Annotated in this window: 24 protein-coding genes and 2 pseudogenes; 10 read left to right on the forward strand and 16 right to left on the reverse strand. The window is 37.3% G+C overall.

What is annotated here, in order from left to right:
- Positions 1 to 274 precede the first annotated feature (274 nt).
- Positions 275 to 694 carry a pyridoxamine 5'-phosphate oxidase family protein gene (locus MSBRW_RS08990; protein WP_011307975.1) on the forward strand — a complete coding sequence of 140 codons (420 nt, stop codon included), beginning with the start codon at positions 275 to 277 and terminating at the stop codon, positions 692 to 694.
- A 627-nt stretch (positions 695 to 1,321) separates the two neighbouring features.
- On the forward strand, positions 1,322 to 1,471 hold the full coding sequence (locus MSBRW_RS22050) for a hypothetical protein (RefSeq protein WP_155398175.1): 150 nt from the start codon (positions 1,322 to 1,324) through the stop codon (positions 1,469 to 1,471).
- Between the two features lie 242 nt (positions 1,472 to 1,713).
- On the opposite strand, the gene MSBRW_RS08995 is transcribed toward MSBRW_RS22050, so the two are convergent.
- The gene (locus tag MSBRW_RS08995) at positions 1,714 to 2,076 is read right to left on the reverse strand and encodes a hypothetical protein (RefSeq protein WP_011307973.1); all 363 of its coding nucleotides are present in this window, start codon (positions 2,074 to 2,076) and stop codon (positions 1,714 to 1,716) included.
- A gap of 334 nt (positions 2,077 to 2,410) precedes the next feature.
- On the opposite strand from MSBRW_RS08995, the pseudogene MSBRW_RS09000 reads away from it, so the two are divergent.
- Positions 2,411 to 3,424, forward strand: a pseudogene (locus MSBRW_RS09000) (IS1634 family transposase); the annotation flags it as partial.
- A 47-nt stretch (positions 3,425 to 3,471) separates the two neighbouring features.
- Positions 3,472 to 4,224: a CPBP family intramembrane glutamic endopeptidase gene (locus tag MSBRW_RS09005; RefSeq protein WP_011307972.1), complete on the forward strand. Its 753-nt coding sequence runs from the start codon at positions 3,472 to 3,474 to the stop codon at positions 4,222 to 4,224.
- A gap of 137 nt (positions 4,225 to 4,361) precedes the next feature.
- Here the strand turns inward: MSBRW_RS09005 and MSBRW_RS09010 are convergent, their stop codons facing one another.
- On the reverse strand, positions 4,362 to 5,882 hold the full coding sequence (locus MSBRW_RS09010; RefSeq protein WP_011307971.1) for an aminoacyl-histidine dipeptidase: 1,521 nt from the start codon (positions 5,880 to 5,882) through the stop codon (positions 4,362 to 4,364).
- An 897-nt stretch (positions 5,883 to 6,779) separates the two neighbouring features.
- Positions 6,780 to 7,223, reverse strand: a complete 444-nt coding sequence (locus MSBRW_RS09015; RefSeq protein ID WP_011307970.1) for a universal stress protein — start codon at positions 7,221 to 7,223, stop codon at positions 6,780 to 6,782.
- 550 nt (positions 7,224 to 7,773) lie between these two features.
- Between MSBRW_RS09015 and MSBRW_RS09020 the strand changes: the two genes are divergently transcribed.
- The 3 genes from MSBRW_RS09020 (at position 7,774) to MSBRW_RS09030 (ending at position 16,078) form a co-directional block, all read left to right on the forward strand.
- The gene (locus MSBRW_RS09020) at positions 7,774 to 11,643 is read left to right on the forward strand and encodes a PAS domain S-box protein (protein ID WP_011307969.1); all 3,870 of its coding nucleotides are present in this window, start codon (positions 7,774 to 7,776) and stop codon (positions 11,641 to 11,643) included.
- 326 nt (positions 11,644 to 11,969) lie between these two features.
- Positions 11,970 to 15,113 (forward strand): PAS domain S-box protein, encoded by a 3,144-nt coding sequence (locus MSBRW_RS09025; protein ID WP_011307968.1) that lies wholly within the window; start codon positions 11,970 to 11,972, stop codon positions 15,111 to 15,113.
- Between the two features lie 761 nt (positions 15,114 to 15,874).
- A complete protein-coding gene (locus MSBRW_RS09030) occupies positions 15,875 to 16,078 on the forward strand; it encodes a hypothetical protein (protein WP_048102964.1) in 204 nt (67 codons plus the stop codon).
- A gap of 228 nt (positions 16,079 to 16,306) precedes the next feature.
- Here the strand turns inward: MSBRW_RS09030 and MSBRW_RS09035 are convergent, their stop codons facing one another.
- Together MSBRW_RS09035 and MSBRW_RS09040 are read right to left on the reverse strand one after the other, a co-directional pair.
- Positions 16,307 to 17,356 (reverse strand): AI-2E family transporter, encoded by a 1,050-nt coding sequence (locus tag MSBRW_RS09035; protein WP_011307967.1) that lies wholly within the window; start codon positions 17,354 to 17,356, stop codon positions 16,307 to 16,309.
- Between the two features lie 131 nt (positions 17,357 to 17,487).
- Positions 17,488 to 17,709, reverse strand: coding sequence for an LURP-one-related/scramblase family protein (locus MSBRW_RS09040; protein ID WP_052305918.1), 222 nt, complete (start codon positions 17,707 to 17,709; stop codon positions 17,488 to 17,490).
- Positions 17,710 to 17,915: 206 nt separating this feature from the next.
- Between MSBRW_RS09040 and MSBRW_RS09045 the strand changes: the two are divergent.
- Positions 17,916 to 18,301 (forward strand): annotated as a pseudogene (locus MSBRW_RS09045) (transposase); the annotation flags it as partial.
- 566 nt (positions 18,302 to 18,867) lie between these two features.
- Here MSBRW_RS09045 and MSBRW_RS09050 read toward each other — a convergent pair.
- From MSBRW_RS09050 to MSBRW_RS23375, 9 genes are all read right to left on the reverse strand, one after another.
- On the reverse strand, positions 18,868 to 19,134 hold the full coding sequence (locus MSBRW_RS09050; RefSeq protein ID WP_011307965.1) for a hypothetical protein: 267 nt from the start codon (positions 19,132 to 19,134) through the stop codon (positions 18,868 to 18,870).
- Positions 19,135 to 19,969: 835 nt separating this feature from the next.
- Complete coding sequence (locus MSBRW_RS22055) at positions 19,970 to 20,131, reverse strand: hypothetical protein (RefSeq protein WP_155398176.1); 162 nt, start codon at positions 20,129 to 20,131, stop codon at positions 19,970 to 19,972.
- 42 nt (positions 20,132 to 20,173) lie between these two features.
- On the reverse strand, positions 20,174 to 20,479 hold the full coding sequence (locus MSBRW_RS22060) for a hypothetical protein (protein ID WP_155398177.1): 306 nt from the start codon (positions 20,477 to 20,479) through the stop codon (positions 20,174 to 20,176).
- Positions 20,480 to 20,579: 100 nt separating this feature from the next.
- On the reverse strand, positions 20,580 to 20,744 hold the full coding sequence (locus MSBRW_RS22065; protein WP_157209506.1) for a hypothetical protein: 165 nt from the start codon (positions 20,742 to 20,744) through the stop codon (positions 20,580 to 20,582).
- A gap of 8 nt (positions 20,745 to 20,752) precedes the next feature.
- Positions 20,753 to 20,986, reverse strand: coding sequence for a hypothetical protein (locus MSBRW_RS20235; RefSeq protein ID WP_052305917.1), 234 nt, complete (start codon positions 20,984 to 20,986; stop codon positions 20,753 to 20,755).
- A 131-nt stretch (positions 20,987 to 21,117) separates the two neighbouring features.
- Complete coding sequence (locus MSBRW_RS09060; protein ID WP_011307964.1) at positions 21,118 to 21,507, reverse strand: VOC family protein; 390 nt, start codon at positions 21,505 to 21,507, stop codon at positions 21,118 to 21,120.
- A 293-nt stretch (positions 21,508 to 21,800) separates the two neighbouring features.
- Positions 21,801 to 22,103, reverse strand: a complete 303-nt coding sequence (locus tag MSBRW_RS09065; protein WP_230670049.1) for a DUF86 domain-containing protein — start codon at positions 22,101 to 22,103, stop codon at positions 21,801 to 21,803.
- Positions 22,104 to 22,246: 143 nt separating this feature from the next.
- Complete coding sequence (locus MSBRW_RS23370; RefSeq protein WP_011307963.1) at positions 22,247 to 22,444, reverse strand: nucleotidyltransferase domain-containing protein; 198 nt, start codon at positions 22,442 to 22,444, stop codon at positions 22,247 to 22,249.
- A 2-nt stretch (positions 22,445 to 22,446) separates the two neighbouring features.
- Positions 22,447 to 22,626, reverse strand: a complete 180-nt coding sequence (locus MSBRW_RS23375) for a nucleotidyltransferase domain-containing protein (RefSeq protein ID WP_011307962.1) — start codon at positions 22,624 to 22,626, stop codon at positions 22,447 to 22,449.
- A 384-nt stretch (positions 22,627 to 23,010) separates the two neighbouring features.
- On the opposite strand from MSBRW_RS23375, the gene MSBRW_RS09075 reads away from it, so the two are divergent.
- Complete coding sequence (locus MSBRW_RS09075) at positions 23,011 to 23,220, forward strand: hypothetical protein (RefSeq protein WP_048102963.1); 210 nt, start codon at positions 23,011 to 23,013, stop codon at positions 23,218 to 23,220.
- A 199-nt stretch (positions 23,221 to 23,419) separates the two neighbouring features.
- On the opposite strand, the gene MSBRW_RS09080 is transcribed toward MSBRW_RS09075, so the two are convergent.
- Together MSBRW_RS09080 and MSBRW_RS09085 are read right to left on the reverse strand one after the other, a co-directional pair.
- Complete coding sequence (locus tag MSBRW_RS09080) at positions 23,420 to 23,818, reverse strand: hypothetical protein (protein WP_011307961.1); 399 nt, start codon at positions 23,816 to 23,818, stop codon at positions 23,420 to 23,422.
- A gap of 599 nt (positions 23,819 to 24,417) precedes the next feature.
- Entirely contained in the window at positions 24,418 to 24,828 is a 411-nt protein-coding gene (locus MSBRW_RS09085; protein ID WP_011307960.1) for a hypothetical protein, read from the reverse strand.
- Between the two features lie 1,019 nt (positions 24,829 to 25,847).
- Here MSBRW_RS09085 and MSBRW_RS09090 point away from each other — a divergent pair.
- The gene (locus MSBRW_RS09090; RefSeq protein ID WP_011307959.1) at positions 25,848 to 26,123 is read left to right on the forward strand and encodes a hypothetical protein; all 276 of its coding nucleotides are present in this window, start codon (positions 25,848 to 25,850) and stop codon (positions 26,121 to 26,123) included.
- The last annotated feature ends 35 nt before the right edge of the window (positions 26,124 to 26,158 follow it).

The following is a 26,158-nucleotide window of genomic DNA, read 5'->3' on the forward strand; positions in this document are numbered from 1 at the left end:
TCACTTAGCTTTTTTATATCACAATTTGAGATATTAATTTTTATGTCATTTTCTGGACCGTCTTGCTCACAGTCACTTTACCTCCTGCCTACAAGAATTATAGCTTCCAGCTTATCTTAACTACGACTTATATTCATCGCTCACGTTCATCACTTACGAATTCCTTAATGTCCGTAATCTTTTTAAAAGATGTCTGCCGAGGATTAAAAATCCGGAATCTTCAGCTTTTCTTTTTAAGGAATAAGTAATAATACTAATTCAAAGGAGATATAATATGTCATCAGACTTGATAGATTATTTCAACAAGTCGCCCAGACTTGGCGTTCTCAGTACATCCAACACTGACGGAAGGGTCGATTCAGCTGTCTTTGGTTCGCCTCAAATGATCGATGAAAAGACTGTAATCGCGGCAACGGCTGATAACCGCACCTTTGCAAACCTCCGGAAAAATCCATATGCCTTGTATACGATCATGGAACCTGGAGATTCAATTACGGATTGGAAGGGTATCAGGGTTTATATGATACTTAAGGAGTATGGGACGTCCGGGAAGTTGCTTGATATGATCCGAAACGAGGCTGCAAAGTTCGTAGGCGAGGAAGGCGCGAAGATGATATACGCTTCACTGACCTTCGAGGTCTATGAGGTCAGGCCCCTGGTAGATTTAGGGCAGGGATGGGAGAAGTCGATCTGAATTTATAGTTTGCATAATTGAATAGTGGAAGGACTACCGATTAAGTGGGAGGATTACAGGTTAAATATTCCACTCTCATTTGTAAGCTTACAATTGATTGTTTTCCGGGTCTGTAATCCTTCCGAACTTACTCGAGAAATTACATGTCTTCATAAAATATCTAGCTTCCAGACTGGTAGAGTTAATGTTTCCTTATCAGATCAATACTTTTTTACTATTTTGATAAAGATTTTTCCAGATTAAGATACCTGATATAACTTATTGGATGTGATCAATTTGTTTCTTGTAGAGGGCCGGAAAAAACATAGCTCACCTTAAGCCTCTAGCCTCTTTAGGGAAGTTGCAAATGAAATATAGAATCTTCAGTATATCCTTTGCCGTCCGTTCCTCTTCAAATTCTGTTCGTAATTTTTATTGATCTCTAATTATTGATCTCTAATTTATATTTCTCTGGTTATTACATGTAAGTAACAAAAATCTCTTTTTAATGCTCAGAGACTTTTTTTCTATTTCTGGGTTCTTGCATGATAAAGTCAAACATTAGTGAAATTAGTGCTTGAGAACCGGGGATAATTTAACATGCATGAAGGAATGATGTGAAAAACTCAAATGTGTCATGGCGGCTCGATGCCTGAAATTTGGGAAATGCTAACTGAAGAACAGAATAAAGAAGTTGCATTAATGAAGATGGATATGAAAATCCAATGGTTGGAAATGAAAATAAGTGATATGAAAAATATGATTAAGTTAAAGAAAAAAGCCATAGAGAATATTTAAAAGTTCCAGCAAACGATGAAAAAATCAAATTTAGAGAAAATGAGGATTTTAACCGTTACGCCGGCTTATCAAGCTGCTGCTAGGAGTTTACAATCAAACCTTTTCCCAAAATGTTTTTGCTCAAGCCTTTTTTAAAAAGGGTTGTGATTATGCCGACCAAGTCGTTACTGGAGGTTTCGCTTAAGCTTGTTTTTTGAAAAAGCTTGCGTGCAAGAAACTTTTTGAAAAGGACTGTGCTTTAGTTATTTACTTCTTTTAATCTCTTCCAGTATGCTCTTCTGTGTTTCTGCAATCTCTTTTAATGTTGCATTAATCTCTGCCATTATTTCGGTTGTGTTTTTTGTTATCCTGACTTCCTTAATTTCCGCAGGGGAGCTTTCGTTTTGCTCCAATTCTTCTTCCTTCTGGAGTTCCCTTAAGAGTTGTCCCATTGCTCCAAACTCACGGCTCTGGTCATAGCTGGTTATCGTTTTATCTTCCGGATTCATGGCTTTAACAATGCTGCAAAATGTAGAAATAATTTCCGATATGTTACGGAATCTATTTTTCCAGGTTGAATCATCCAGGATTTTCAGTCTGGACTTGAATCCTGGATAATAATTCATATTTATGATTCCATTGATAAGTTTAAATAAATTTAATCATTTATAACTAAAAAAAATCTTCTTTCATTTTATAGAGTCAAGTTTAAATAGAACTGTAACATTATATTATATGGGCAGTGGGGAAAATAGCGTATGTAACGGGATCTCTCTAAATTGAATAAAACCTCTATCATGAACCCCACACCCTACAAGTTATAAAAAATACAATTTTTGAAATATTCGTATCCTCTTCATATTGAGTGGAAATTGAAAGTGAGAGATTTCCACTCAATATGAAGAGGATATGAAATGATATATAGTTTTTAATCTGTCTTTTCTTTTTTCTTGATCTTCAATCGCAGATAAAAGCAACAGTAAAAGAATTGAATCTTCAATAAAACGTACAAGATTTTTAGGTCACCTTGGTCTTATTGTTGGAGTTTTCCGAGAACTTGAAGTTGACAAACTGATCGATGAGAAACTTCCGAAAAAACGAGATCACAAGGTTCCTCACTCCGTCTGCATCCTTGCCATGGTACTCAATAGTCTTGGTTTCATAGCAACGTCTGTACCTTTTTCCTGATTTTTTCAGGACTATTTCTATAGAAAGACTTTTTGGGGAAGGCATCACAAGAGAAGACCTGAATCAATATGCTATTGGAGAAACTCTTGACAGAATAATCGTAAAGTATGGTCCTGTAAAACTGTTTACGGAAATCACGCTTCACATTATGAACCGTCTACCTATTCCTGTCCATTGTTTACACGCTGACACTACGAGTGTCAGCGTTTATGGCAATTATGAAAATGAAGAAACTGAGTCTATTGATATTCCTTTTGGAATTCCCAAAAACGGAAGTTGGAACCTCAAACAATTTGTTTTGAGCTTGATTGTTAATCAGCATGAGATACCACTTTTCATGAACACACATTCAGGGAATGCTTCAGACAAAAGCACAATTCTGGAAGCAATCAAGTCTCTCAAATCAGCATTAAGAACTCAGCATTAAGAACTCAGCATTAAGAACTCAGCATTAAGAACTCAGCATTAAGAACTGAAAACAAAGCGTACTATGTAGCTGATAGTTCTTTTTACACTGACAATAATACCAAGAATATAGGAAAGTCATTCTGGATCAGTCGCGTTCCTGCAACAATTAATGAAGCAAAGGAGCTTCTAAATGCAAACTTGAATCTGAAGCCACTGAAAAGCGACGAGAGATACTCGTTTTACCAAACTTTTGTAGAATATGGTGGAGTTAAACAAAAGTGGGTTTTGTTACTCTCTCATAAAATAAAAGAGAAGAAAGAGGCAACTCTCAGAAGGAAGCTTGAAAAAAAGCTTGAAAAAGCAGATAAAGCTTTTAAAATATCGCATGAATTATAGTTGATGTATCTAAAAGGGGGTTAGGTACCATGAATAATACATCAAGAAAACCCTGGACTATTTCACTGGGAATTTTTACAATCTGGCTGATTGTTGTTGTGGGAGGAGGACTGCTGCAGGTTAAAGGCCAGCCCACTCAACTTGATGAACTGGTTAAAAGTCAGCTTATTTATGGAGTACTTACTGCAATAGTCTTTTTGTCTGGGGCAATTACCTATTTTAACTGGTGGGATCAAGTCGGGTGGAAAGGTCCGAATGATTCACGGAATTTGCGCCTTTTATTGTTACCGGCCATGTTCCTCTTCATCATGCTACTGATAGTTTTATTTACAGGCCTGCCACCAACCCGTGTACTCTTAATTGTAATTATAAACACCTTGATGGTAGGCATCAGTGAAGAGTTGATGTTTCGAGGTGTATTATTTCATGGGGCTTCATCATTATTTGGAATCTGGCGTGCAGTGTGGATCACAGCAATTGTTTTCGGTTCGGTTCATACGCTAAACAGCTTAATAACCGGAGACTTTAATGCAAGCGTATTCCAGGCTTTTTTTGCAGGTATGTTTGGAGTCTGGGCAGTAGCCTTGCGGGTCCGCCTCGACACAGTAATTCCTTTAATTGTCATTCACTGGCTGTGGGATTGCCTGGCATTTCTGACAGGTTCTTCTGAAGGGCTGGTGTTGTTACTCTTTTCGTTTATTCTATTCTTATATGGTATCTGGCTATTACGAGGCTTTCGCACAACCGCTGCGTCGGTTCACGTCAATAGAGTTCGGGAATAAGATACTCAAACCTAAATGTCGACCCGTCGTTTTCGCTCAAGCCTTTTTTGAAAAGGCTTGCGCTTAAGCAGTTTTTTGAAAAGACTTGATTTTCAAATACAGGTGATCACCTGACCCTACTGGAAAGGGAGCTTGTGTCAGCAATAAGTTTTAAACAGGTTTTCCAGGAATATCCAGACTTTCTCAATCGAAGGAACGAAGATCTTTTCAGCAGGAGAATGCGCATCTTTGATCGTTGGCCCAAAAGAAATCATTTCCATACCTTCATGCGCCGAACCGATTATTCCGCATTCAAGCCCTGCGTGAATCACTTCAATCTCAGGCTCTTTCCCAAATGTCTCGGTATAAACTTGCTTGCATTTTAAGATCAGTTCGGACTTCAGGTTGGGCTCCCATGCAGGATATCCGGGCTCATGTTCAACCCATGCGCCTGCAAGCTTTGAGATTGCTTCCACTTTTCCGCTAATTTCAGCCAGCCTGAGATTGTTTGAACTGCGTTGGCTTGACACGATTATTACTTCATTTCCAGCCGTCCGGACTGTTGCAAGATTATTTGAGGTTTCGACAAGCCCATGAATAGTCTCCGACATCCTGTAAACCCCGTGCGGCAGCCCCAGGATCAGTTCTAGAAGTTTTTCTTCGGTCTCTAGCGAAAAGACCCGAACATGAGACACTTCCTCTCTGGGGATCTTATCTTCTGCAACTTCAAAAATTATTTCTCTGCTAATTTCTTCAAAATTCAAAATAAGTCCAGGATCAGTTTTTGCATATTCAGCTTTAAATGCGTGCCTGATATCTGACATTGTTTCTGCGGCTTTTTCGAGTTTTTCCCCGTGGAGGGCAATAAAAGCTTCTGCAGTACTGGGAATTGCATTATGGACAGTGCCTCCGTTCAACAGGACAAGCCTTACATTTTCTATCCCAAGTTTTCCCCTGAGTTTGACCAGTGCCAGGGAGAGCAACTGTATCCCGTTTGCGCGTTGTTTGTTGATTTCAGTCCCGGAATGCCCACCTTCCAGTCCTTCAACCGAGAGCCTGAAGAACCTAAATAAATTTTCTTCTTTGAAATCAAGCAGTTCCCACTCAACAGGAAGTGTAATCTGTGAATTCTGCCCGCCTGCACACCCTATTACAAAAATGCCTTCATCCTCTGAGTCAAGGTTCAGAAGTATTTTTCCTTCAAAAAAGCCAGTTTCAAGTCCTCTCGCTCCTGTCAGACCTGTTTCCTCGTCTACCGTAAAAAGCAGCTCAAGTGGTGGATGCCCGATTTCTCCTTTCTTCCCTGCTTCTGCCATTACCAGTCCAAGTGCAAGGGCAATTCCATCATCCGCACCTATGGAAGTTCCATCTCCCCGCATCCAGTCCCCGTCGCAAATACATCTTATAGGGTCTCTGGAAAAGTCGTGTATGGAGTCTTTACATTTCTCGCAGACCATATCCATATGCCCTTGCAAGATAAGTGTGGGAGAGTCCTCATATCCAGTTGTTGCAGGGACTTTGATAAGCACATTGTTTAAGGAATCGGCTTTTACCTCAAAACCTCTGGACCGGCCCCACTCCTGCAGCCAGGTTGAAATCTGTTCTTCATGCTTTGAACGTCTCGGGATTTTATTGATTTCTTCAAAGACTTCGAGGATCTGTTGAGTTTTAGGGTGCATAGAGATCAATTTTTTTCATGGGTTGTTAATGGTTTGTTATTCAAGGTTGTTCTCAGGTGTGTTTTTCAGGGCTGTTGTTAGAGTTATTGTTAGTTGTTGTTAGGGCTATTATTAGATTGTTACTCAGGCTGCTATTAGCTTAGTTTACGGAATCACATATTTTTATAATTTATTGAAAAACATGTAGTTTGAATAAAATCACAAAGCTATATTTACTCAGTTCTGATTTTTAGGATTATATAGAATTATTTTTTTACAATATTCTTTACAATAGGAGGTCAAAGTTCCAAACTTTAAAGCTTGATGAGTAATTTGATGCCAAGCTTTCAGCATAAAAAGAGTAAGAAAAATGTGGTTGACATATCAAATTAGCTTAAAATAATCTGAGGATTGGGTTGTGAGGATTAGTTACTAAAAAGCGTAAAAAGGTAATTTTCAGTCTGGCAAGAAGAGTACTTTCGATTTTTTTTTCATATTTGAGTTTTTTTCATATTTGAGTTTTTGTCATATTGAGTTTTTATCATATTTGAGTTTTTGTCATATTTGAGTTTTTGTCATATTTGAGTTTTTATCATATTTGAGTTTTTATCATATTTGATCGGTGACCTTGCCATCCTTTAGCTTTGGTTATTTGTTTTTCGGCTTTTAGAAATCCTAAACTGTAGATTTTTATAAAAATGTTTAAAATCAAACATTGTATAAAAATCCTCTAATTTATGATATACCAGATATTTTGGAATAGGTTTGTAGCGTCAGGTTTCCGGTGTTGTATCAATATTCAAAGACTTAGCTATTCTAAGTATTTACAACCGACTTTACACGTCTTTTTGCTGCTGATGCGAAATAGATTTAAGTAAGCCTAATGGAAACAAGGTTAGAGATAATTTACACAGAGTCTTATTTTCTACTTTTTATCGTCAACACCGGGCAACCAGCGGTCCTTATAACCTCGTCGGCAACGCTGCCTAATAAAAATCTCTCAATGCCACTTTTCCCCTGTGTTCCGACAACAATTAGATCAACTTCTTTTTGTTCTGCAAATTCAGTGATTGCACGAGCTGGCCTGCCAGATAGTATGAAGGTCTCCAGATTCACACCCTGCGCAATTTCCTTTACCCCGTTGACTGCTTCTTCTCCTTCTTCTCTGATTCTTCTGTAAAGATCTTCTGCAATTGGAACTTCAATAGCAGATTTCATCAGGCTCTCGTCCATTACATAGACTGCATAGACTGTGGACCCACATGCACGGGCAATTTTTACTGCCTCTTCAACCGCAGACTTATTTTTTTCAGATCCATCAGTTGCTATCAATATTTTTTCGAATAACTTTGAACTAATCATAGATTATTTCCTGCTGGCTAGTTGACGTTCAATCTTAATTTGCTGTTAGAGTTAAAAAGAAGGGAATCAAGATAAAAATTACGGGCTAATATTGATTTATTCCAAAGTTGTCTCCTTACCTCATTCCCGGAATAAACTCCGTGATACAAGTGACCACACAGCCAGCTGCTTTATGAAGAAATTGATTAATATATTTCACCCTCATATTGATATTGAAGCGATAAAACAATACGTTTCTTTTTAATTCTTTTTGTGACAGATGAAATATTGCTTATTTTAATAACTTTCATAATACTATTTTTAATATTAATATATAGAAAATTTAATAATATAATTTATATAATAGAATGGCAATTACTAAAAATACAGAATTTAAGACAGAATATAATAAGACCAGATAAGAGTAAAAATTTAGTTTACTTTGCTTGAAGCAGCAGAAGTGGCTTTTTATGGCTTAAAAATGCATAGTGGATGAAAAATGGTTATTCTGTCAAAAAAGAGATTTAATAAAAATTAATGATGCCTTACTTTAAAGCAGAGTTGGGGAGCTATGACTGCTTTTAACCTTCCAGATAAGAATGAGCTGGAGATCCAGATGCAAAAACGGATCATTGAACTGGAAAAAGCTAATCAAGAATTATCTGCCAGGAATCTGGCACTGAACCAGGACATCACCAATTACAAGAGGACCGAAGAAGCATTGAAGCTTACACAGGCCTCTGTTGACCTGGCATCGGATGGTATCTTCTGGATTACTGATGGCGGGAAAATAATTTATGCGAATGATGCTGCCTGCAAGTCACTGAACTACTCCTGGGACGAGCTCCAGGGAATGCATGTGTGGGACTTTGACCCGTTATACACCAAAGAAGTATGGCTGGAACACTGGGTGAAGATCAAGAAGCGAGGCTCATTCACTTTTGAGACCCTCCACCATACCAAGGATGGGAGAGAGTTCCCGGTGGAGGTGTCGGTAAACTATGTTCGATCCTGTGATATGGAGTTCAACTTCGCCTATGTCAAGGATATCACCGAGCACAAACAAGAAGATTACAGGATAAGTAGATACAACAATATTCTGAAAGGAATTAACCGAATCTTCAGCAGTGTAGTAAAGGCAGAAACAGAAGAAGAATTGGGAAATTCCTTCCTATCTGTGGCTATAGATATAACTGGCAGTCAATTTGGTTTTGTTGGAGAAGTGGGAGCTGATGGTCTACTACATGATATTGCAATCAGTGATATGGGGTGGGACCAGTGCCTGATGTATAACAAGACAGGACATCGCCGTCCTCCAGGAGATTTTGTTCTTCACGGCCTTTATGGACATGTAGTCGACAGCGGGAAAAGCTTCTTTACCAATGAGCCGTCATCGCATCCAGATAGTATTGGCCTGCCGAAGGGTCATCCACCTTTGATATCGTTTTTAGGCACACCTCTCATTTTAGATGGAAAAACGATAGGTATGATCGCAGTTGCAAACCGCGAGGGCGGCTATAGCTTGGAGCAGCAAGAGGATCTTGAATCTATTGCGCCGGCAGTGGCACAGGCCCTGGAGAAGAAAAGAGATGAACAGGAACGTGCAAGGGTAAAAGAGGCACTAATTAGAAGAGAAAACGAGTTTCGAACATTGGCTGAAAATTCTCCTGATGTTATATTCCGCTTTGATAGACAAAACCGTCATTTATATGCCAACCCTGCTGCTGCCGAAGTATATGGCTATTCTCAGGAAGAAATTATTGGGAAAAAACATAGCGAACTAGGAAAATATCCTGAACAGACAAAATTCTGGGAAAGGCATAATCAGAAAGTTTTTGCTACAGGGCAATCCGAAACAATTGAATTTCGTTATATCTCGCCTCAGGGAAAAGAATACTATTTTAATACATTAATAGTACCAGAATTCACAAACTGCGAAGTTACTTCCGTTCTTGCTATCTCCCGTGATATTACAAAGATGAAACAAGCAGAAGCTAAACTGAAAGATACGCTTGATAATTTAGATAAATTGGTTAAAGAACGTACATCAGAACTTCAGAAAGCTTATGATTCATTGAAAAAGAGTGAACGAAATCTTGCTAAAGCTCAAGAAATGGCCCATATTGGAAGCTGGGAACGGGACTTTGCGAGTAATGAACTTCATTGGTCTAATGAAACGTATCGTATTTTTGGACTTAAGCCTCAAAAATCAAAAGTAAATTATGATACCTTCTTAAATTATATACATCCAGATGATCAAGACTATATAGATAATGCCGTTAAAGAAGCATTAAAAGGAAAGCTTTTTGAGATTTATTACAGGATTATCACAGCTAGTGGAGAAGAGCGCATAGCCCATTCTAAAGGTGAAACTGTTTTCGATAAGGAAAATAATCCTGTCCAGATTAGAGGGACAACGCAAGATATAACAGAGCGTAGGAAAGCTGAAGAAAGGATTCAAAATTTAGCCAAAATTGTAGAATCATCAACTGACGCTATCATAACCAAGTCTTTTGAAGGTATTATCAAAAGTTGGAACAAGGGAGCAGAACAAGTTTATGGTTATTCAGCGGAAGAAGTCCTGGAAAAGCCCATATCCGTTTTGGAGCCGTCCACATTAACCGGAGAAACACAAAGATTGAGTGAAATAATTAAACGGGGAGAAAAGATCCAGCAATATGAAACCTTAAGATTGAGAAAGGATAGGAAGATAATAAATGTTTCACTTAGTATTTTTCCAATTTTTGATAGCCAAGGAAAGATAACCGCTGCCTCCGTCATTGCCAGAGATATAACCGAAAGAAAAAGAGCAGAAGAAAAACTTCGGGAAAGTGAGGAAAAGTACCGCAATATTGTAGAGACAGCAAACGAAGGTATACTCTTAATTGATGATGAAGCCGTAATCACCTATGCCAATAAGAAAATAACAGATATGCTCGGATACACTCTGGAAGAAGGTATTGGCAGACCGGTATTGGACTTTGCCGATGAAGAAGGTAAAACTATCCTCAAACAGAATCTGGAAAAAAGGCAGCAGGGGAGCAATGAGAGTTACGAATTAAAATTAATATGTAAAGATGGCTCATACCTATGGGCACTCATAAATGCTAAATCTCTTTTTGATAAAGATGGAAAGTTTACGGGCGTGATGGTCATGCTTACTGACATTACCAAGCGCAAGCGAGAAGAGCACCGGATTCGTAGATATAACCGTATTCTTGAAGGGATTAATAAGATCTTCAGTAATGTGGTGCAGGCAAAGACAGAAGAAGAACTGGGAGAAGCATGTCTATCTGTAGCCCTGGAAGTGACCGGCAGCGAGTTTGGTTTCATTAATGAAATTGGCACCGATGGACTGCTGCATGATGTTGCAAAAAGCGAGCTCGTATGGGAACAGTGTCGCATGTGCGACAAGACCGGGCATCTTACTCTTCCAAGAGATTATGGTGTCCATGGTCTGTACGGCAACATCATCGTCAATGAGAAAGTTTTCTTTACCAACGAGCCGTCATTGCATCCAGATAGTATTGGCCTGCCGGAGGGTCATCCACCTCTAACGTCATTTCTTGGTGCACCCTTTATTCAAGATGGAAAAACGATCGGCATGATTGCAGTCGCAAACCGCCATGGAGGTTATAGTTTCGAGCAACAGGAAGATCTCGAGGCTATCGCGCCGGCAGTGATGCAGGCGCTGCAGAGAAAAAAGGCGGAAAAATTTCTAGCAGAGATTGCGATTTCCCGCAAACAGGAAATCCATCATCGGATTAAAAATAATCTTCAGGTAATATCTTCCTTGCTGGATTTACAGGCTGAAAATTTCAATAACAGGGAGGATATTAAGGATTCGGAAGTTCTAAAAGCCTTCAGGGAAAGTCAGGATAGAGTAATATCTATGGCTTTGATCCATGAGGAATTGTATAAAGGTGGAGGGTTCGATACACTGAACTTTTCGTCATACATCGAGGAACTCGCTGAAAATCTTCTCAAGACTTACAGGCTTGGAAATGCTGATATCAGCTTAGACATGGATCTTGAAGAGAACATTTTCTTTGACATGGATACTGCAGTACCTTTAGGAATTATTGTTAACGAGCTCGTCTCCAATTCTCTCAAACATGCATTTCCCAACAGAAATGAAGGAGAAATCTGTATAAAACTGCATAGAGAAGAAAATGGAGAACATATTAACAGCATAAAAAAGGATCTTAGTACGGGCAACACGTTTAATTTGGCCATTTCGGATAATGGGGTGGGTATACCTGAAGACCTCGATATCGAAGAGCTTGGTTCTCTTGGCATGCAGCTCGTGACTTCACTTGTCGCCCAGTTAGATGGTGAACTTAAGCTTAAAAGAAATAACGGTACAGAATTCATTATTAGGTTTACAGTAACAGAAAATAATAGTCAGGAATTAATGCCAGCTCTGCATTTAAATGAATAACGTACGATCCTGTAAGTCTGTATTTGCTCACATATTTGATAGACAATCTTTATCTTAATTTAGACTGGATTTTCGCAGATGTCTGCAAAAAACAAACATTTTAAACTTATTTGTAAAATATGTATTTATTCTCAAACTGTAGATTCTTTCGAAAATTACTTATGTCAACTATTTTTTGCGGTTAACGATATTTATTATAATAGAAAGTTTTAAATTTAATTTAATTATATAATTTTTCTGAATTAAAAACATATATTGCTGTGAGTGGGTCAACAATTAGTAACGATAGGCATAGTGCAACTAACGAGATGGAGTCATATGGGAAAATGAAAGCTAGCATGAAACACTTTCCTGTGAAAAACCCCAATCCTGTACTTAGTGTTGAAAAGGATGGTACTGTTCTTTACTCAAATGAGGCAGCTAAGACCTTATTAATCCGGTGGGATGTGAAAATCGGAGAAAAACTGCCTTCTTATATTGGAGATATTGCGCAAAGGGTACTTTGCCAGAATAGACCCGAAAAAATGGAAATTAAAGTGGAAAAAAAAGTATACTTGGTCATGTTTCAGCCTTTACCAGAAGAAGAGTATGTAAACATTTATGGATTCGATATAAGTGACCAGAAAATGCTTGAAGAAAAACTTCGGGAGAGCGAGGAAAAATATCGCATTGTAGCAGATAATACCTTTGACTGGGAATTTTGGCTGGGCCCTGATGACCATTTACTGTACATGTCGCCTTCTTGCAAGCAGGTCACAGGATACGCTGTCCGGGAATTCATGGACAACCCTGACCTGCTCCAAGAAATAATATATCCGGACGATCAAAAGGCATTTTTCCAGTACGAGCATGATACGTCACCGGGTCGTCATGGTGATATCGAGTTTCGCATTATAACTAAAGATGGCAAAATAAGATGGATTCACCACCGGTACCAGCCCTTCTATGACAGTAAGGGATGCTACGCTGGAAGAAGGGGCAGCAATCGCGACATCACCGAGCGCGATCAAGGAGAGCACCGGATTCGCAGATACAACCGTGTTCTAGAGGGAATCAACTGGATCTTCAGCAATGTGGTGCAGGCAAAAACAGAAGAAGAATTGGGGGAAGCATGTCTATCTGTAGCCCTGGAAGTGACCGGCAGCGAGTTTGGTTTTATTATTGAAATGGGTTCTGACGGGCTACTGCATGATGTTGCAAAAAGTGAGCTGGCATGGGAGCAGTGTCGTATGTACAATAAGACAGGGCATCTTACTCTTCCTAGAGATTATGTTGTACATGGCCTGTACGGCAGTGTCATAATAAACGAGAAAAGCTTCTTTACCAATGATCCACAGTCGCATCCAGACAGTAGAGGCTTGCCTGAAGGGCATCCGCCAATCACATCGTTTCTTGGTGTTCCTCTTGTCCAGGACGGAGAAACGATAGGTTCAATTGCTGTAGCAAACCGTGAAAGTGGCTATAGCTACGAGCAACAGGAGGACCTCGAAGCTATCGCGCCGGCTGTGACACAAGTTCTGCAGAGGAGAAAGGTTGAACAGGAGCGTAAACTGGCTGAGCAAGAATTAAAGGAGAGCGAGTTGCGGTTTAAGGCACTGGTGCAGGATCTAGAATCCGGTGTTTTTCTCATTGATGGCGAAGGTAAATTTGCAATATATAACCCTGCATTTCTGCAAATTTTCAATGTCTCTGAACAAGAGCTTGAGCATAAAGAGATTCAAGATCTTAGTTGGGATATGTGGGATGTTGTTGATAAGGATGGTAATGCTCTGAGATTTGAGTCTCACCCAGTACAGTACGCCAGGATTAATCGCAAGCCTGTAAAGAATCAGGTCATTGGCATACGTCGTTATTCGCACGATGATTGGGTATGGACGCTTGCTAGTGCCGAACCTCTGCTAAACCCTGATGGTAGCATTAACATTATAATTTGTACTTTTACAGACATTACACAACTTAAGAATACAGAAAATGCCCTTAAAATAGCAAATGAAACATTGGAAGAAAAAGTTCAAGAACGTACCGTAGAGCTTGAAAAAGCTTACAGTACATTGAAAGAAAAAGAAGAACTTCTTTCTGATGCTCAAGAAATGGCTCATATTGGAAATTGGGAGCGGAACTTTGTAACTGGTAAATTACATTGGTCTGATGAAATGTATCGGATTTTTGGACTTAAGCCTCAAGAGTTTGAAGTAAATTATGGCTTATTTTTAAGTCACTTACATTCAGATGACCAAGATTATGTCGATAATGCCGTTAAAGGAGCTTTAAGCGGAAAGCCCTTTAGTACTGATCATAGAATAATTTTAGCCAATGGAAAAGAGCGTATAGCCCATTCCAAAGGTGAAACTGTTTTCGATAAGGAAAATAATCCTGTCCGGATTAGAGGGACAACGCAAGATATAACAGACCTTAGAATCGTTGAAGAGAGGATTAAGACCCTGGCGAATATTGTGGAATCATCACTGGACGCTGTAGGAACTTTATCACTTGATGGCATTATTACCAGCTGGAATAAAGGAGCAGAACGGGTTTATGGTTATTCCGCGGAAGAAATTCTCGGAAAGCATGTATCCATTTTAGCTCCACCTCATTTAGATAAAGAAACTCTGAAATTAATAGAATTAATTAAACAGGGAGAAAAGATTCACCAATATGAGACTTTAAGGTTAAGAAAGGACGCAAAGAAAATATATGTCTCAATAACTCTTTCTCCGGTTTTTGATACTAATGAAAAGCTGACAGCTTTCTCGTTCATTTCAAGAGATATAACCGAACGCAAAAAAGCTGAAGAAGCTCTCAGAAATTTCGAAATTGCCCGTAAGAAGGAATTACATCACAGAATCAAGAACAATCTTCAGGTTATCTCATCTCTTCTGGATCTTCAGGCTGATTTGTTTAAAGGCAGAAAGACTATCACAGATTCGGAAGTATCGAAAGCTTTCAAAGAAAGCATTGACAGAGTTCTTTCTATTGCTCTTATACATGAGGAATTGTACAAAGGTAAAAATATTGATTTACTTGACTTTTCGCAATACATAAAGGAATTAGCTAATAATCTACTCCTAACATACAGTCTCAAGACCGATGTTAGTTTAAATTTCGATCTGGAAGAGAACATTTTCTTAGATATGGATACTGCTATTCCATTAGGGATAGTTATCAACGAAATTGTTTCAAACTCCTTTAAATATGCATTTTCCGGCAGGGATAAAGGAGAAATAAGAATTAAACTCCACAAAGAGGGAAACGGAGAACGAAAGAACGAGGAATTTGCAAGTACGGCTTATGTCCTATCCGTCGCAGACAACGGCATCGGTATACCCGAAGACCTTAACATTGAAGACCTTGATAGCCTGGGACTCCAGCTTGTAACTTCTCTTGTCGACCAGTTAGATGGAGAACTTGAACTGAAAGGGAATAATGGAACGGAATTTACTATAAAATTCACAGTGCCAGAGAATAAGTAATCAGGCATCAGTATCAGAAGTACAACGATCAATTAAGTACAACGAATTAGGAGTACAACGATCAATTGAATAATGTCATTAGAACTCACGTATTTGCCTGCTTTGCAGGTCACTTTCGAGTTTATTACTTTTTAATTTAATTCATAGATTGGGTTTCTGATATATTGACTTACAGCATTTCTTGGAATGCTTAACTTTGTCTAAAACCATGTAATTTCTGTTATTATTCTTTGGATTTCAAGTTTTGAGTAAAAAGTCACGCGCTGACTATTTGAGTTTAAATCACTGCACCTAGAAGCTTCTCTACTCACCTCAACCCACTTACTACTCAATTTCAACAGCAGCAATAATCATAGATATAAATCATATGGTTATTCAAAACAACTGCATATAAAAAGTGCGAAATTAAACAATTACTTTGAAAATTAATTTTAAATATTGTGGAATAAAACTTAAAAAAACCAATAAACTTATATTGGTTTCTGCAGACTATTATATACGCGAATAAAATCTATTAAAACAAGTTGAAACGGTAGGAAAATCCTACACTACTTTTACATTATAAAAATTCGCGAGTAATACCAAAACAAAACAAAGCCATTACTGCAAGCATTGTAGACATAATTGTTTGTTGATACATATGCTGAATAGCATCTAGCATTTGAGCTGAGAGAATTGAACCACCTGTATTTGCGTCTTATTTTTTTGGGTGGTTGTTTGGAAATAGCATATTGTATCATGGAATTGTAGAGTTGATATATATGGATATAGATAAAAAGAGATTTCTAAAATCACTAGGATTTCGGCGAGAAGTTGAGACAGTTGCAAAGTGTATATGTCCGTTATGTGAGGAGAGAGTAGACGAAGACGAATTCCGAAGCGAAGCGTTTGTCAAGGAATTCAAGAGTTCAGGACTGTGCCAGGGATGTCAGGACACGGTTTTTGGATATAAGGTAGCGTGGTGATAGATCAATTACCTATTAAGGTATTGGAAATCCCTGTTTAAGGTGGCAAGCATGGATTTTGATTTACCTCTACCTTTTATTCTTCACAGAAAAAGTTTTATATTTTTTCGCTAATTTCTTGTTTTAACTCCTCTTTTCGTCATTTCGTATTCATACTTTCTGATTTTATAGCGATCTTTGATTTAAAATCGATTTCCACAAAAGTTTACTTTTTAAGGGTTTATTTCCTTAACTTTCTTCAGTTTCTTCAACCGGACCCATCAATCTGGCTAGCCATTTTGTTTCCTCAAAGCTTTCAAGTATAATCTTCAAAACTATTGTAAGCGGTATTGAAAGCAGCACACCTCCGAGTCCAAACACAAAATTCCAGTAAAGAAGAGCAAGAAACAGGAAAGCAGGGGATAATTGCAAGCCTTTTCCCATAAGGGATGGGAAAAGAACATTTTCTGCAAGCGCGTCCACAATGACAATAATTAAAATGACTGCGATAGCTCCTAAAGGCCCATACTTGAAAAGCGCAAGCATTATAGGAGGAACAGAAGCAATAACCAGACCAATATAGGGAATATAACTTAATAGAAATATGAGGACTCCCCAGAGAATAGCATAGTCGATGCCTCCGATAAAGAGAAGGAGAGCAATTGTAATAGCAGTTATAAGGTTTATTTCTGCTCTTATGACTATGAATTTTACCAGCTTCTTGCTAAATTTACTCATCCTCAAGCGGAGTTCGGACTGCTTTCCAATTTCCGAGTCTACTTTTTCAGGATTATTGGCGGCATCAATTAGCAAAAATGCTGCTGTAACAATAATAATTCCGACTGTTGCCCCAGCATTCACAATTCCATTAACGGTATTTGCCATGAGAGAAATTGTTATCGACACCATACTACGGAGAATCGACTGTATGGAAAATTCTTCATATGAAGGGACATATTTTGCAAGATTGTTCACGAGTTCGGTCAACTGAGCTTGATAAATCGGAATCTGACTTCCAAACTGCAATGCTGCTTCAACAACTATTATTCCAAGAACCAGGATAATTAGAGTAAATAGTAAGATTACCAGAATAACACTCAGTACACCTGGAATCCCTCTCTGTTTTAACCAGCGGACAAGCGGAGTAAAGATCAACGCGGTAAACACAGAGAAAAAGACGACTGTAAGTATTGATGCAATTTCCCGCATCCCTATTGTCAAAATAACGGCAGCGGTGCTGTAAAGTAAAATTTTAGCGGGTACTGAATAATCATTTGAATTTATAATTTCATCCCCCAATTTTGCTTTCGCAGTTGTACATAGAAACTCATGCCTGCTGTTTGACTTCTCTCAAAACAATATCTGTCAAATATATCAAATATCACTTGCCTTATCACAGCCATTTATTCTAATTCTTCTCAGGCTAAAACTCAGTCCTCATTTGCCATTTGATCGAGTACAACTGCAATTGTCAGGATGAGTGCATTGTTCTTCCCAGGATCGATTTCTACTCCATAGGTATCCCGGATATTGAACCACTTTTTTGAGATTTTTTGAGATTTCTGCAGCTCTCTTCCCTTCAACATCAATCCTGTACCCATAATCCAGAATATTTCCCTTAATTTCCATTTCAGGGCCGTCAGGAATTCCAACCTTCCATGTGTCCCTCAACACTCTGATGTAAAAGCAAAAATATTGTTAATGTTGTTGGGACATTATGTAAGTTTTTAAGCTGAAGAAAGATGCGCCTGTGATTCAATGGCTTGCCATGGTTAATATTAGAGATGAGACTACAAAAGCTTACTTACTTGGAATGCAGGCATACACAGAATTTACGGGGAAAACCCCAGAGCAACTTAACGTAATAGAAGAAAGTATTCTTTTTTCCTATGTTACAATGGATGGATTTTACGGTGAAAACCGGATTTATTGACAAAACTTGAAAATAGAGGCTTAACTTTTGTTGCAGATGTAGCTGTCGATACTCTTGTTTATATTGAGGAACTGTTAGTTGAGATTCCTGAGAATAAGGGAAAAAGAGGAAGAAAACCAACAATTCCTAAGGTTTTGAATTCATTATCAACAAGAATTGATTCTTTTTACAGTTCAACTGATGGATGGAAACTTATCAAAGTTAGAAAAACGGAAAAAGGGTACAAAAAAGTATATTTTAAGGCTATGAACGTTTGGGGACGTCAGAATAAATTATCCTGTGAGAAGCCATTATGGCTTCTCATAAGTAAAGATGTAGAATCAAGTAAAGATGTAGAATCAAGTAAAGATGTAGAATCAAGTAAAGATGTAGAATCAAGTAAAGATGTAGAATCAAGTAAAGATGTAGAATCAAGTAAAGATGTAGAATCTAATGGCACTAAATATTCATTATGTAACGCTTCTGAGGATACTTCCTTAGACGAACTTGCAAAAGAACCTGGTAGAAAACTTAGCAAGAAACTCAAAAACTTCCCGGATATCGTCATTCACGACAGCACCTTTGTTCTTTTTCCCTTTAAGTAAAAAGAAGGAGCAACTCAGAAAAGTAATGAGAGTAATTGACTTTGGAACATTTTTGGAAAAAGACATCGTCCTCCTCAATGAAAAGTATTATAATGAAGAATAAGCTTCCCGAAGATCTTTTTCAAATTCTTCTCCATACCACATAGGATTAATAAACCTATTTACCAGCAGGGAAAGAAAGGGAAAAAGATTCCCTTGTCTCAAGCTTTTCCACAAAGCCGATGAAGAGCAGATAAAGCAACATTCAGTTATTTGACTGCTTTTTTGTCGGATTTCAGTGATACAGTTATAACTTAAACAAACTCCTTATATAAATCACATCTCATGCAGTCAGCACAATGATTTCCTTCTCTGTCTTTAGTTCTACGGAGTTCGGCTGCAGCTTGTACCATCTCTGCACGAGTTTTGTCGTGAAGGTCTTCCAGTACTTTAAATCTTCTCGACTTAAGCTCATAGCAGTTTGGATTTTTAGCGATTTCAAGATCGAGATTTCGCAGCTTCAAAGCGACATCGACAATATACTTGCTCTGGTCAACAATATGCTCATCTATAACGTTCATATAGTTTCTCCACTCTATGAAATAACTATTTAAAATTAAAGTTCCGACGGTCTGGCCAGTTCTATCTGTTTTTAATCAGTACTCCCGTCTGGATCTTCAAGTTCGTTCTATCTTTTTCGCCGCGTTATTTATCTCATAGATTAGTAATTATTCTATAAATAAAATATATAAAAGTTTCTGATCAGAGCCTATGGGAATACTAACGATTTTTGACTAAGAGAAAAAATAAACAAATAAACATCATCGTCACGTGCGATCAAATGAGGTCGGCCTAACTACAATCTGCTTATTTCCTTTCTGTTTCTGTATATCCTTTCAGAACTGTTTCTGTTATCCGAAGTTTGAGTGATAATTGCAAATTCGAGATACAATAAATCGCTTTTTAGTTTTTGGATCAGCTCGTAGACAAATTATTACTATAAATAAAATTAATAAAAATTTTTATAAAGTGAGTAATGAGTTGTGTTGATAAGTGAGTTAAGGTTGTGTTGATAAGAAGTGTGAGTTAAGGTTATGTTGATAAGTGAGTTAAGGTTGTGTTGATAAGTGAGTTAAGGTTGTGTTGATAAGTAGTTAAGAATAGCTTTCATTTTTTTCGGGTTCTTTTATTCTTCTTTGTATCTACGCTGGTATTGGGTTTTGGGGCAGTTCAAAATAATGTGATTTTCTCAGTCTTATGGGTCATATCACAATTTCAGGAGAAGAATAAAAGAATCATACAGCAGCGTTGCGAATTTAATATAAGTTTGAAGTCCAGTTTTTGTATACTTGAAGAAAATTAATTTCCTTATATGGAATTCATTATTCAAGATCTTGGTTCATGTACTATCTGCTTTTACAGGTCTTCATCCCCAATACTGTCGAAGATCCTATGGTTATGAATCGTTTCACGGAGTCTATTGTAAGCAGTCAAGACTTTCTCTACATAGGCCTGGCAATTATTTCCTAACAATGCGTACTCTCCGGGGTCACCGACATCTCTGACTACTTCTCGCATGTAAAAGTCATCAAGATCGGTTGTTATTTTTTTCTTACAGCCCTAGCATATCGGGAGTATCTTGAAACAATCTTGGAATGCCCTTGTGAAACCCGATATCCATAGGATTTCCATTATCTTCAAAAAAAATATTCTCATGAAATATTCCCAATACTCCCTAGTTCTTAAATTATATTTTCCTGAGACGGGGGTCTTGGCTTTGCCTGGACAACGGTTCTTCCCAGTTTTTCGATTTCCTTTTCTTCCATACTCTGCCGTTGGAGTGTGGCATACTTGGCTGTCAGATCCTGAATTTTTGTTTCTCTTCCACTCTCCTTTTTCTTTGTACCAGCACGTCATAGATGCCATGACTGTAGCCGTTGGGCCTCCTAGTGCATCAGCATTGATTTCTCACCCATTACATCCGCTACCCTTTCCAATTTCACATCATCATTAATCTCCAAAGCCCTTATCCTGCATAGTGGGATTCAAGCGCCCCCTGAGCCTGCTGCATACGTGCCAAGCTTCGTGTGGTAGATGCTTGCTCCTGACCTGGAGCTACATGAATTTCTATCCCCTGAATATGCGCTAACACACCTACCTCAACAGGCTTATCCGAATTATAATGAACCATTAAGTTGCTCATTCACTTCCAGATAAATTCTCCACACCAGCTTTGAGGTTATCTGGCATTCCGGTATTATTCTTTTTCTTTGTCTGAAGTGGTTCTTCTTCCGGAGTCTCTTGGCGCTGAACGTTTTCAATCATTTTACCTTGAAGAAGTTCTTCCTCTTCAGGTATAGCCTGCATCTGAACTGATGGTGCCTGTTGTTCATTACTCTCGTGGATTTTTATTAAAGAGTTAATTTCATTCAAAAGTTTGTTTTGTTATCATATCCCTGCAATATCTATTTTACTTTTTTTGTAAATAGGGAACAGAAATGCTGGGTCTAATAGTGGCCATATGAAAAGTATAATAAAAGAGTTTATCCTACATAAAAAAGAGCTTATCTAACACTCGGGTCCGGCTGCATTATCCCGAATATGTTTCTCTCGGTATCGAGGCAATATGCGTACCAGCCGACTCCATGTATTGGCTTTTTTTCCATAGTGATTTTCCCACCGTGCTTTTGTATCCTGCTCAGGTATTTATCGATATCTGGGACGCCTATTGTGCAGATATAGGTACTTATCGGCGTATCCGCCTTTGGTTCTCTTCCCGGCCTTTTCATAAGGCCACCGTCGATTCCTGGCTCATCTCCCTTGCCGGTGATCACGTTCCAGTATTCTACCGAACCTTCTGACCTTTCGATTTTCCAGTCGAACACATCCTGATAGAATTTCTTAGCCCTTGCAATATCTCTGGCGTATATTTCAAAATGAATTACTCTTGGCATGAGGATTACCCCCTGTCTGATTAGATAATTTGGACGATATTCATATATTAATTTAGGCCTTACTCTTTTTAGGTATTTAGTTTTCCTCAGCCCCAAACAGTGTATAAAAGTTAGGGAATTATTGGAGCTTCTCTGGAAATTCTTAGCAACTTTAAAGATCCAGGCAGGCTTTTTCGCGTTGTCACTCTTTCCTTTTTCTGATACTTAATATATCTACCAAACCGGTTAAGATTCTGGCTTTTGAGCAGCTTTTGAGCAAAGAATTGAAAATAAATGTTAATTCTTCTTTTTAGCTAAAAACTGAGCAACATATTCTGTGAAAAGTTCCATATCTTCAACACAGTTTTGCAGATTTTCGTAAAGACTATCCAGCTCCACTTTCGCACACATACGAGCACATTTCTGAATCCTACGGCAGGTTCAATTTTTCGGGCAAAGGCCTCAGGAAGAACACCGATTTCTCTAAGGGTACGGAATATTTCCTTGTAACTCTCAGGGCGTTTTATCTTATCCTCTGAAATAATAATTTCCCCAATACCAAGCATACATCCAGTGAGACTTGCAAATATCTTTCTACAGCCTCCCTGAACATGCAATTATTCTCAACTTCTTCAAGACTCTATTGTTGAAGATTTTTCTGTCTGATAATCTGGTTATGTACTCTTTAAGCAGTTCAAACCTGTCGATTATTTCCTGCTTCATTTCAATCTGCATTTTGACATTCTTTAAATTGTTCTTTTCATATGCCTTTCAATATAGTACTGCTCATCATAATATCTTGACATTTCTGTGTTTCAAAATTCACTTTTCTCTTTTCATCGGACTTCAAAATAATTCCATCGCGTATAATATTGAATGCCAGAAGCAGAGGAGAATCATTAAGTACGACAAGGTCCACATTTTTTGTTTTCAGAAGGTTTCCCAGATCAGCTATCAACTTCAGCTGAAGGTCAAAGGCTTCTTTTTTGTAAGGATATCGTCAAAAAGGACAGAGATATCGATATCACTCAGGCAGCTTGCTTCTCCCCGGGCTGTTGAACCGAACAGGTAAGCAACCACAACACGAGCTTCGCCTGAGAAAAATTCGTTAATTTTTGTTTCAAGCTCTTTCGAACCCATTTGTATAATTCCTGGATGCATGTCATTAACCGTAAAGTGTTAACGCATCTAGTCGGTTTCATATCTTACGTTTACTTTCGGCTTATTAGGAGTCAGTAGAAGGAAGTTTATTGATGTATCTGCTGTTTTGATTTAAGCGAGATTCTAAAAAGATTAGGACTTACGCACTTGAGGAACAAAATCAATCATGGAGAAGACTGTGGATCAAAATCATGTTTTAGACAGTTAACAGTCTGGTGCTATTGATTTTTCAGTTCAATTACGTAAGTCTTAAAGATTAATCTTTCAGTGAGTTCTTTAATTTGAGATTCAAGATTTTTAATGTAGAGCTTATCCCAAAATCTATTTGATTCTAAATCATTATGAGTTTTCAGGAGCATTTTAATGACTAGGTATTTAACTGACTGTTCCAAATACGAAATTAGAAAATCAAATTTTGAGTTTCAGGATAGGCTCGTAAACAATAACTTCAGGGTTTGTGGTACACAGAAGGGGTTTGAAGTACACAGAAGGTCTGAAATACACAGAAGGGGTTTGAAGTACACAGAAGGTCTGAAATACACAGAAGAGTTTGAAGTACACAGAAGAGTTTGAAGTACACAGAGCAAGAATCTCTTCGCGTATCATCAAGGAGAAAAATGATTCATTTTATATCCACTTCTTCCTCGGAGAGATGAAAAATTGTGTAGCCTTTGCAAAGCTACCCGAATAGTTACATGTTTTTCTACTCCATAATAGTGAATTCCAAAAAAGGATTGTCAGCCATTATGGAGCTAACTCTATTTGAAATCCTTCATTTTGAAGAAGTAAGAGGTACTTGTTTGCTCATCACTTTCAGCTTTTTGATTGCTGATATGGTTGCTTGAGATTCTTTGTAAATTCTGTCTTCGTAATAACTTATGATCTCGTCAACCGGGACAGCAAGAGAATAAATTTTCATCGGCCGCCCTTTTCCAGGCTTTTTTTCCGAGCGCATATTAACCCAGGAATGGTTGCACATTAACCTCATTGCAAGACTGACTTCAGGTTGCCTTAATCCGGTACTTATTTCAATTTCCCGAGATGAAGCTTCGTCTACATTCATAAGATATGCCATGGTTGTAGCGGCATTTCGTGACATTCCCAGATTATTTAATGCTTTAATAAAAATATAGTCGTTTTCATCCAACACTTTTACTTCAGAGTCTTTCATGATAACCTCCTGATATTTCGAGTTTGTGGATAGTTTGTCAACTAAAAAATCTTTTACAACTACATTATAAATTAGATAATAACTTATAAACAGTTTTAAAATATATACATTTGCATGATAAATGGTATATTGACATTTTGAAAATAATAAAAAGTGTTTTTCTTCCTTCATTGGTTATTATGAGATAATCGTGACAGCTACCTCTATCGTATTGTATTAGCGTGGTCAGTAACTGCATGCAAAACATTGAAGAATTCAAAAATATAGTAATGAAATTAGTTGGATTGTGAGTCAGTAAGATTGTGAGTCAGTAAGATTGTGAGTCAGTAAGATTGTGAGTCAGTAAGATTGTGAGTCAGTAAGATTGTGGTTCATCAATAAGATTGTAGGTCAGTTAGATTGTAGTCAGCAAATATAACGGATATCGGAACTTTAAAAAAGAACCTATCCCAAAACCAATTTTATTCCAAAACTGAGAAGAAAATCAGAACTATTCTTCACTATAAGAGATTTGATTGATTATTTATAATATGGAATTGAGAGACGTAATTTTGAGTTTTGGGACGAGCTCAAAGAGAAGTATAAGAGAAATATTAGTTTTATTTTTTGTCCTCTCCACTCCACTCCATTAAAGCTTTTTCAATAGATATCAAAGTAAACATCGTAGTATTGAATATCTCATCTGGGTGTTGCGGCATCCATCTGATTTCATCAAGAACGTCTTTTGGGAGCCTAACAATGTCATTCATTTCTTCTCCTATCTTCATGAAATATTCAGTATATCGTGAACCGTACCTACTGTTATCACTCGCAGTAATAGAAATATACTGAGTAAATGACCCGTCATTCATTATATCTCTTGAATATCTGTACTGAATTTCTTCAATACAGTTCAAGTAATCATTATGTATTCTTCTGACAGTATCTGGAATTGATTCACCGTCTTTTTGCAAGGCTTTCAGGTCTGAAAATACACTTTTTGAGAGTCGAATAGTTTTGTACTGCTTCACACTACTACATATGTAGTTAAAGTATATAAATAAGTTAATACACAGTGCAGTACTTCCCTATATAGACCCCTTGAAAAATGATTAGTTTTTTAAGGGATATTAAACCTTATTTGCCAAATATAATGTAGTGTCAGCTCCCCCAGTTAAGGTACATTCATTAAATAGACCCCTTGAAAAATGATTAGTTTTTTAAGGGATATTAAACCTTATTTGCCAAATATAATGTAGTGTCAGCCATCCCCCCGTTAAGGTACATTTATTAAATGATCTATTTGCTGTTTAAATGACTTAAGTGCTTTAATTGTTAAATTAAACGTTGATTTATCCTTACTTTTAACATTGAAGTTTGTATGGATGAAAATGACATCAGATGACTTATTTATAAATAAACATAAATTGTAAAAGAATAAAGTATTTATCTCAATTTTTTCTTGATTTAAAAGAGTATTATAGATTATTTATCTAAAAAATTGATTTTTAGAGTATACCTTAATTGGGGAAACTCTAAATGCATACCTATCATCTAAAATAAGCATTGTATGCCCTTAGTTTTAATACTGATTTGGAAGGACCTTATTCATTAAATGATCTATTTGCTGTTTAAATGACTTAAGTACTTTAATTGTTAAATTAAACGTTGATTTATCCTTACTTTTAACATTGAATTTTGTATGGATGAAAATGACATCAGATGCCTTATTTATAAATAAACATAAATTGTAAAAGAATAAAGTATTTATCTCACTTTTTTCTTGATTTAAAAGAGTATTATAGATTATTTATCTAAAAAATTGATTTTTAAAGTGTACCTTAATTGGGGAAACTCTAAATGCATACCTATCATTTAAAATAAGCATTGTATGCCCTTAGTTTTGGTACTGATTTGGAAGGGCCCTATCTCTATAATCTCTTTACAATAATTTGTATTTATTGTTGTTAGCATTTACTTGCTAATTCATTAATATTGCTTACAACAATAAGATAATAAAATAAGTATGCAGTTTTATGGTTGATAATTTATGGTTGATAATAACTCAAATAGTTCGCACAACAATCCAGAAAAAAGAAAAAATCCTTTTAAGAAAATGCTAGATAACATGAAAAATCTTGTAAAAAAAGATAATGAGGATGATAAGCAGTCTTCTTTTGAAGCATCTAAAACCAGAAAAAATCAAGATTCAAATAACCCGAAACTTGAAACATCTGAAACAAAAAAAGCTAAGAGATCAACGCGTGAAAGAAAAGCTAATACTAAGGAGCAGAAGCTTCCGAAAAAATTTCAAAAGGGTTGGTAAAGGGTTGGTAATCGACATTGTGGACCTAATTGACA

This window comes from Methanosarcina barkeri str. Wiesmoor (assembly GCF_000969985.1).
Taxonomy (GTDB): Archaea; Halobacteriota; Methanosarcinia; order Methanosarcinales; family Methanosarcinaceae; genus Methanosarcina; species Methanosarcina barkeri_B.

Excerpts from the sequence above, each read along its gene's own strand:
- MSBRW_RS08995 (WP_011307973.1), bottom strand. The coding sequence starts at position 2,076 with ATGAATTATTATCCAGGATTCAAGTCCAGACTGAAAATCCTGGATGAT.
- MSBRW_RS09050 (WP_011307965.1), bottom strand. The coding sequence starts at position 19,134 with ATGAACGTTATAGATGAGCATATTGTTGACCAGAGCAAGTATATTGTC.
- MSBRW_RS09080 (WP_011307961.1), bottom strand. The coding sequence starts at position 23,818 with ATGAAAGACTCTGAAGTAAAAGTGTTGGATGAAAACGACTATATTTTT.
- MSBRW_RS09075 (WP_048102963.1), top strand. The coding sequence starts at position 23,011 with ATGACTAGGTATTTAACTGACTGTTCCAAATACGAAATTAGAAAATCA.
- MSBRW_RS09015 (WP_011307970.1), bottom strand. The coding sequence starts at position 7,223 with ATGATTAGTTCAAAGTTATTCGAAAAAATATTGATAGCAACTGATGGA.
- MSBRW_RS09020 (WP_011307969.1), top strand. The coding sequence starts at position 7,774 with ATGACTGCTTTTAACCTTCCAGATAAGAATGAGCTGGAGATCCAGATG.
- MSBRW_RS22055 (WP_155398176.1), bottom strand. The coding sequence starts at position 20,131 with ATGCGAGAAGTAGTCAGAGATGTCGGTGACCCCGGAGAGTACGCATTG.
- MSBRW_RS22060 (WP_155398177.1), bottom strand. The coding sequence starts at position 20,479 with ATGGCATCTATGACGTGCTGGTACAAAGAAAAAGGAGAGTGGAAGAGA.
- MSBRW_RS09030 (WP_048102964.1), top strand. The coding sequence starts at position 15,875 with ATGGATATAGATAAAAAGAGATTTCTAAAATCACTAGGATTTCGGCGA.
- MSBRW_RS22050 (WP_155398175.1), top strand. The coding sequence starts at position 1,322 with ATGCCTGAAATTTGGGAAATGCTAACTGAAGAACAGAATAAAGAAGTT.
- MSBRW_RS09090 (WP_011307959.1), top strand. The coding sequence starts at position 25,848 with ATGGTTGATAATAACTCAAATAGTTCGCACAACAATCCAGAAAAAAGA.
- MSBRW_RS09060 (WP_011307964.1), bottom strand. The coding sequence starts at position 21,507 with ATGCCAAGAGTAATTCATTTTGAAATATACGCCAGAGATATTGCAAGG.
- MSBRW_RS23375 (WP_011307962.1), bottom strand. The coding sequence starts at position 22,626 with ATGGGTTCGAAAGAGCTTGAAACAAAAATTAACGAATTTTTCTCAGGC.
- MSBRW_RS08990 (WP_011307975.1), top strand. The coding sequence starts at position 275 with ATGTCATCAGACTTGATAGATTATTTCAACAAGTCGCCCAGACTTGGC.
- MSBRW_RS09025 (WP_011307968.1), top strand. The coding sequence starts at position 11,970 with ATGAAAGCTAGCATGAAACACTTTCCTGTGAAAAACCCCAATCCTGTA.
- MSBRW_RS09010 (WP_011307971.1), bottom strand. The coding sequence starts at position 5,882 with ATGCACCCTAAAACTCAACAGATCCTCGAAGTCTTTGAAGAAATCAAT.
- MSBRW_RS22065 (WP_157209506.1), bottom strand. The coding sequence starts at position 20,744 with ATGGTTCATTATAATTCGGATAAGCCTGTTGAGGTAGGTGTGTTAGCG.
- MSBRW_RS09005 (WP_011307972.1), top strand. The coding sequence starts at position 3,472 with ATGAATAATACATCAAGAAAACCCTGGACTATTTCACTGGGAATTTTT.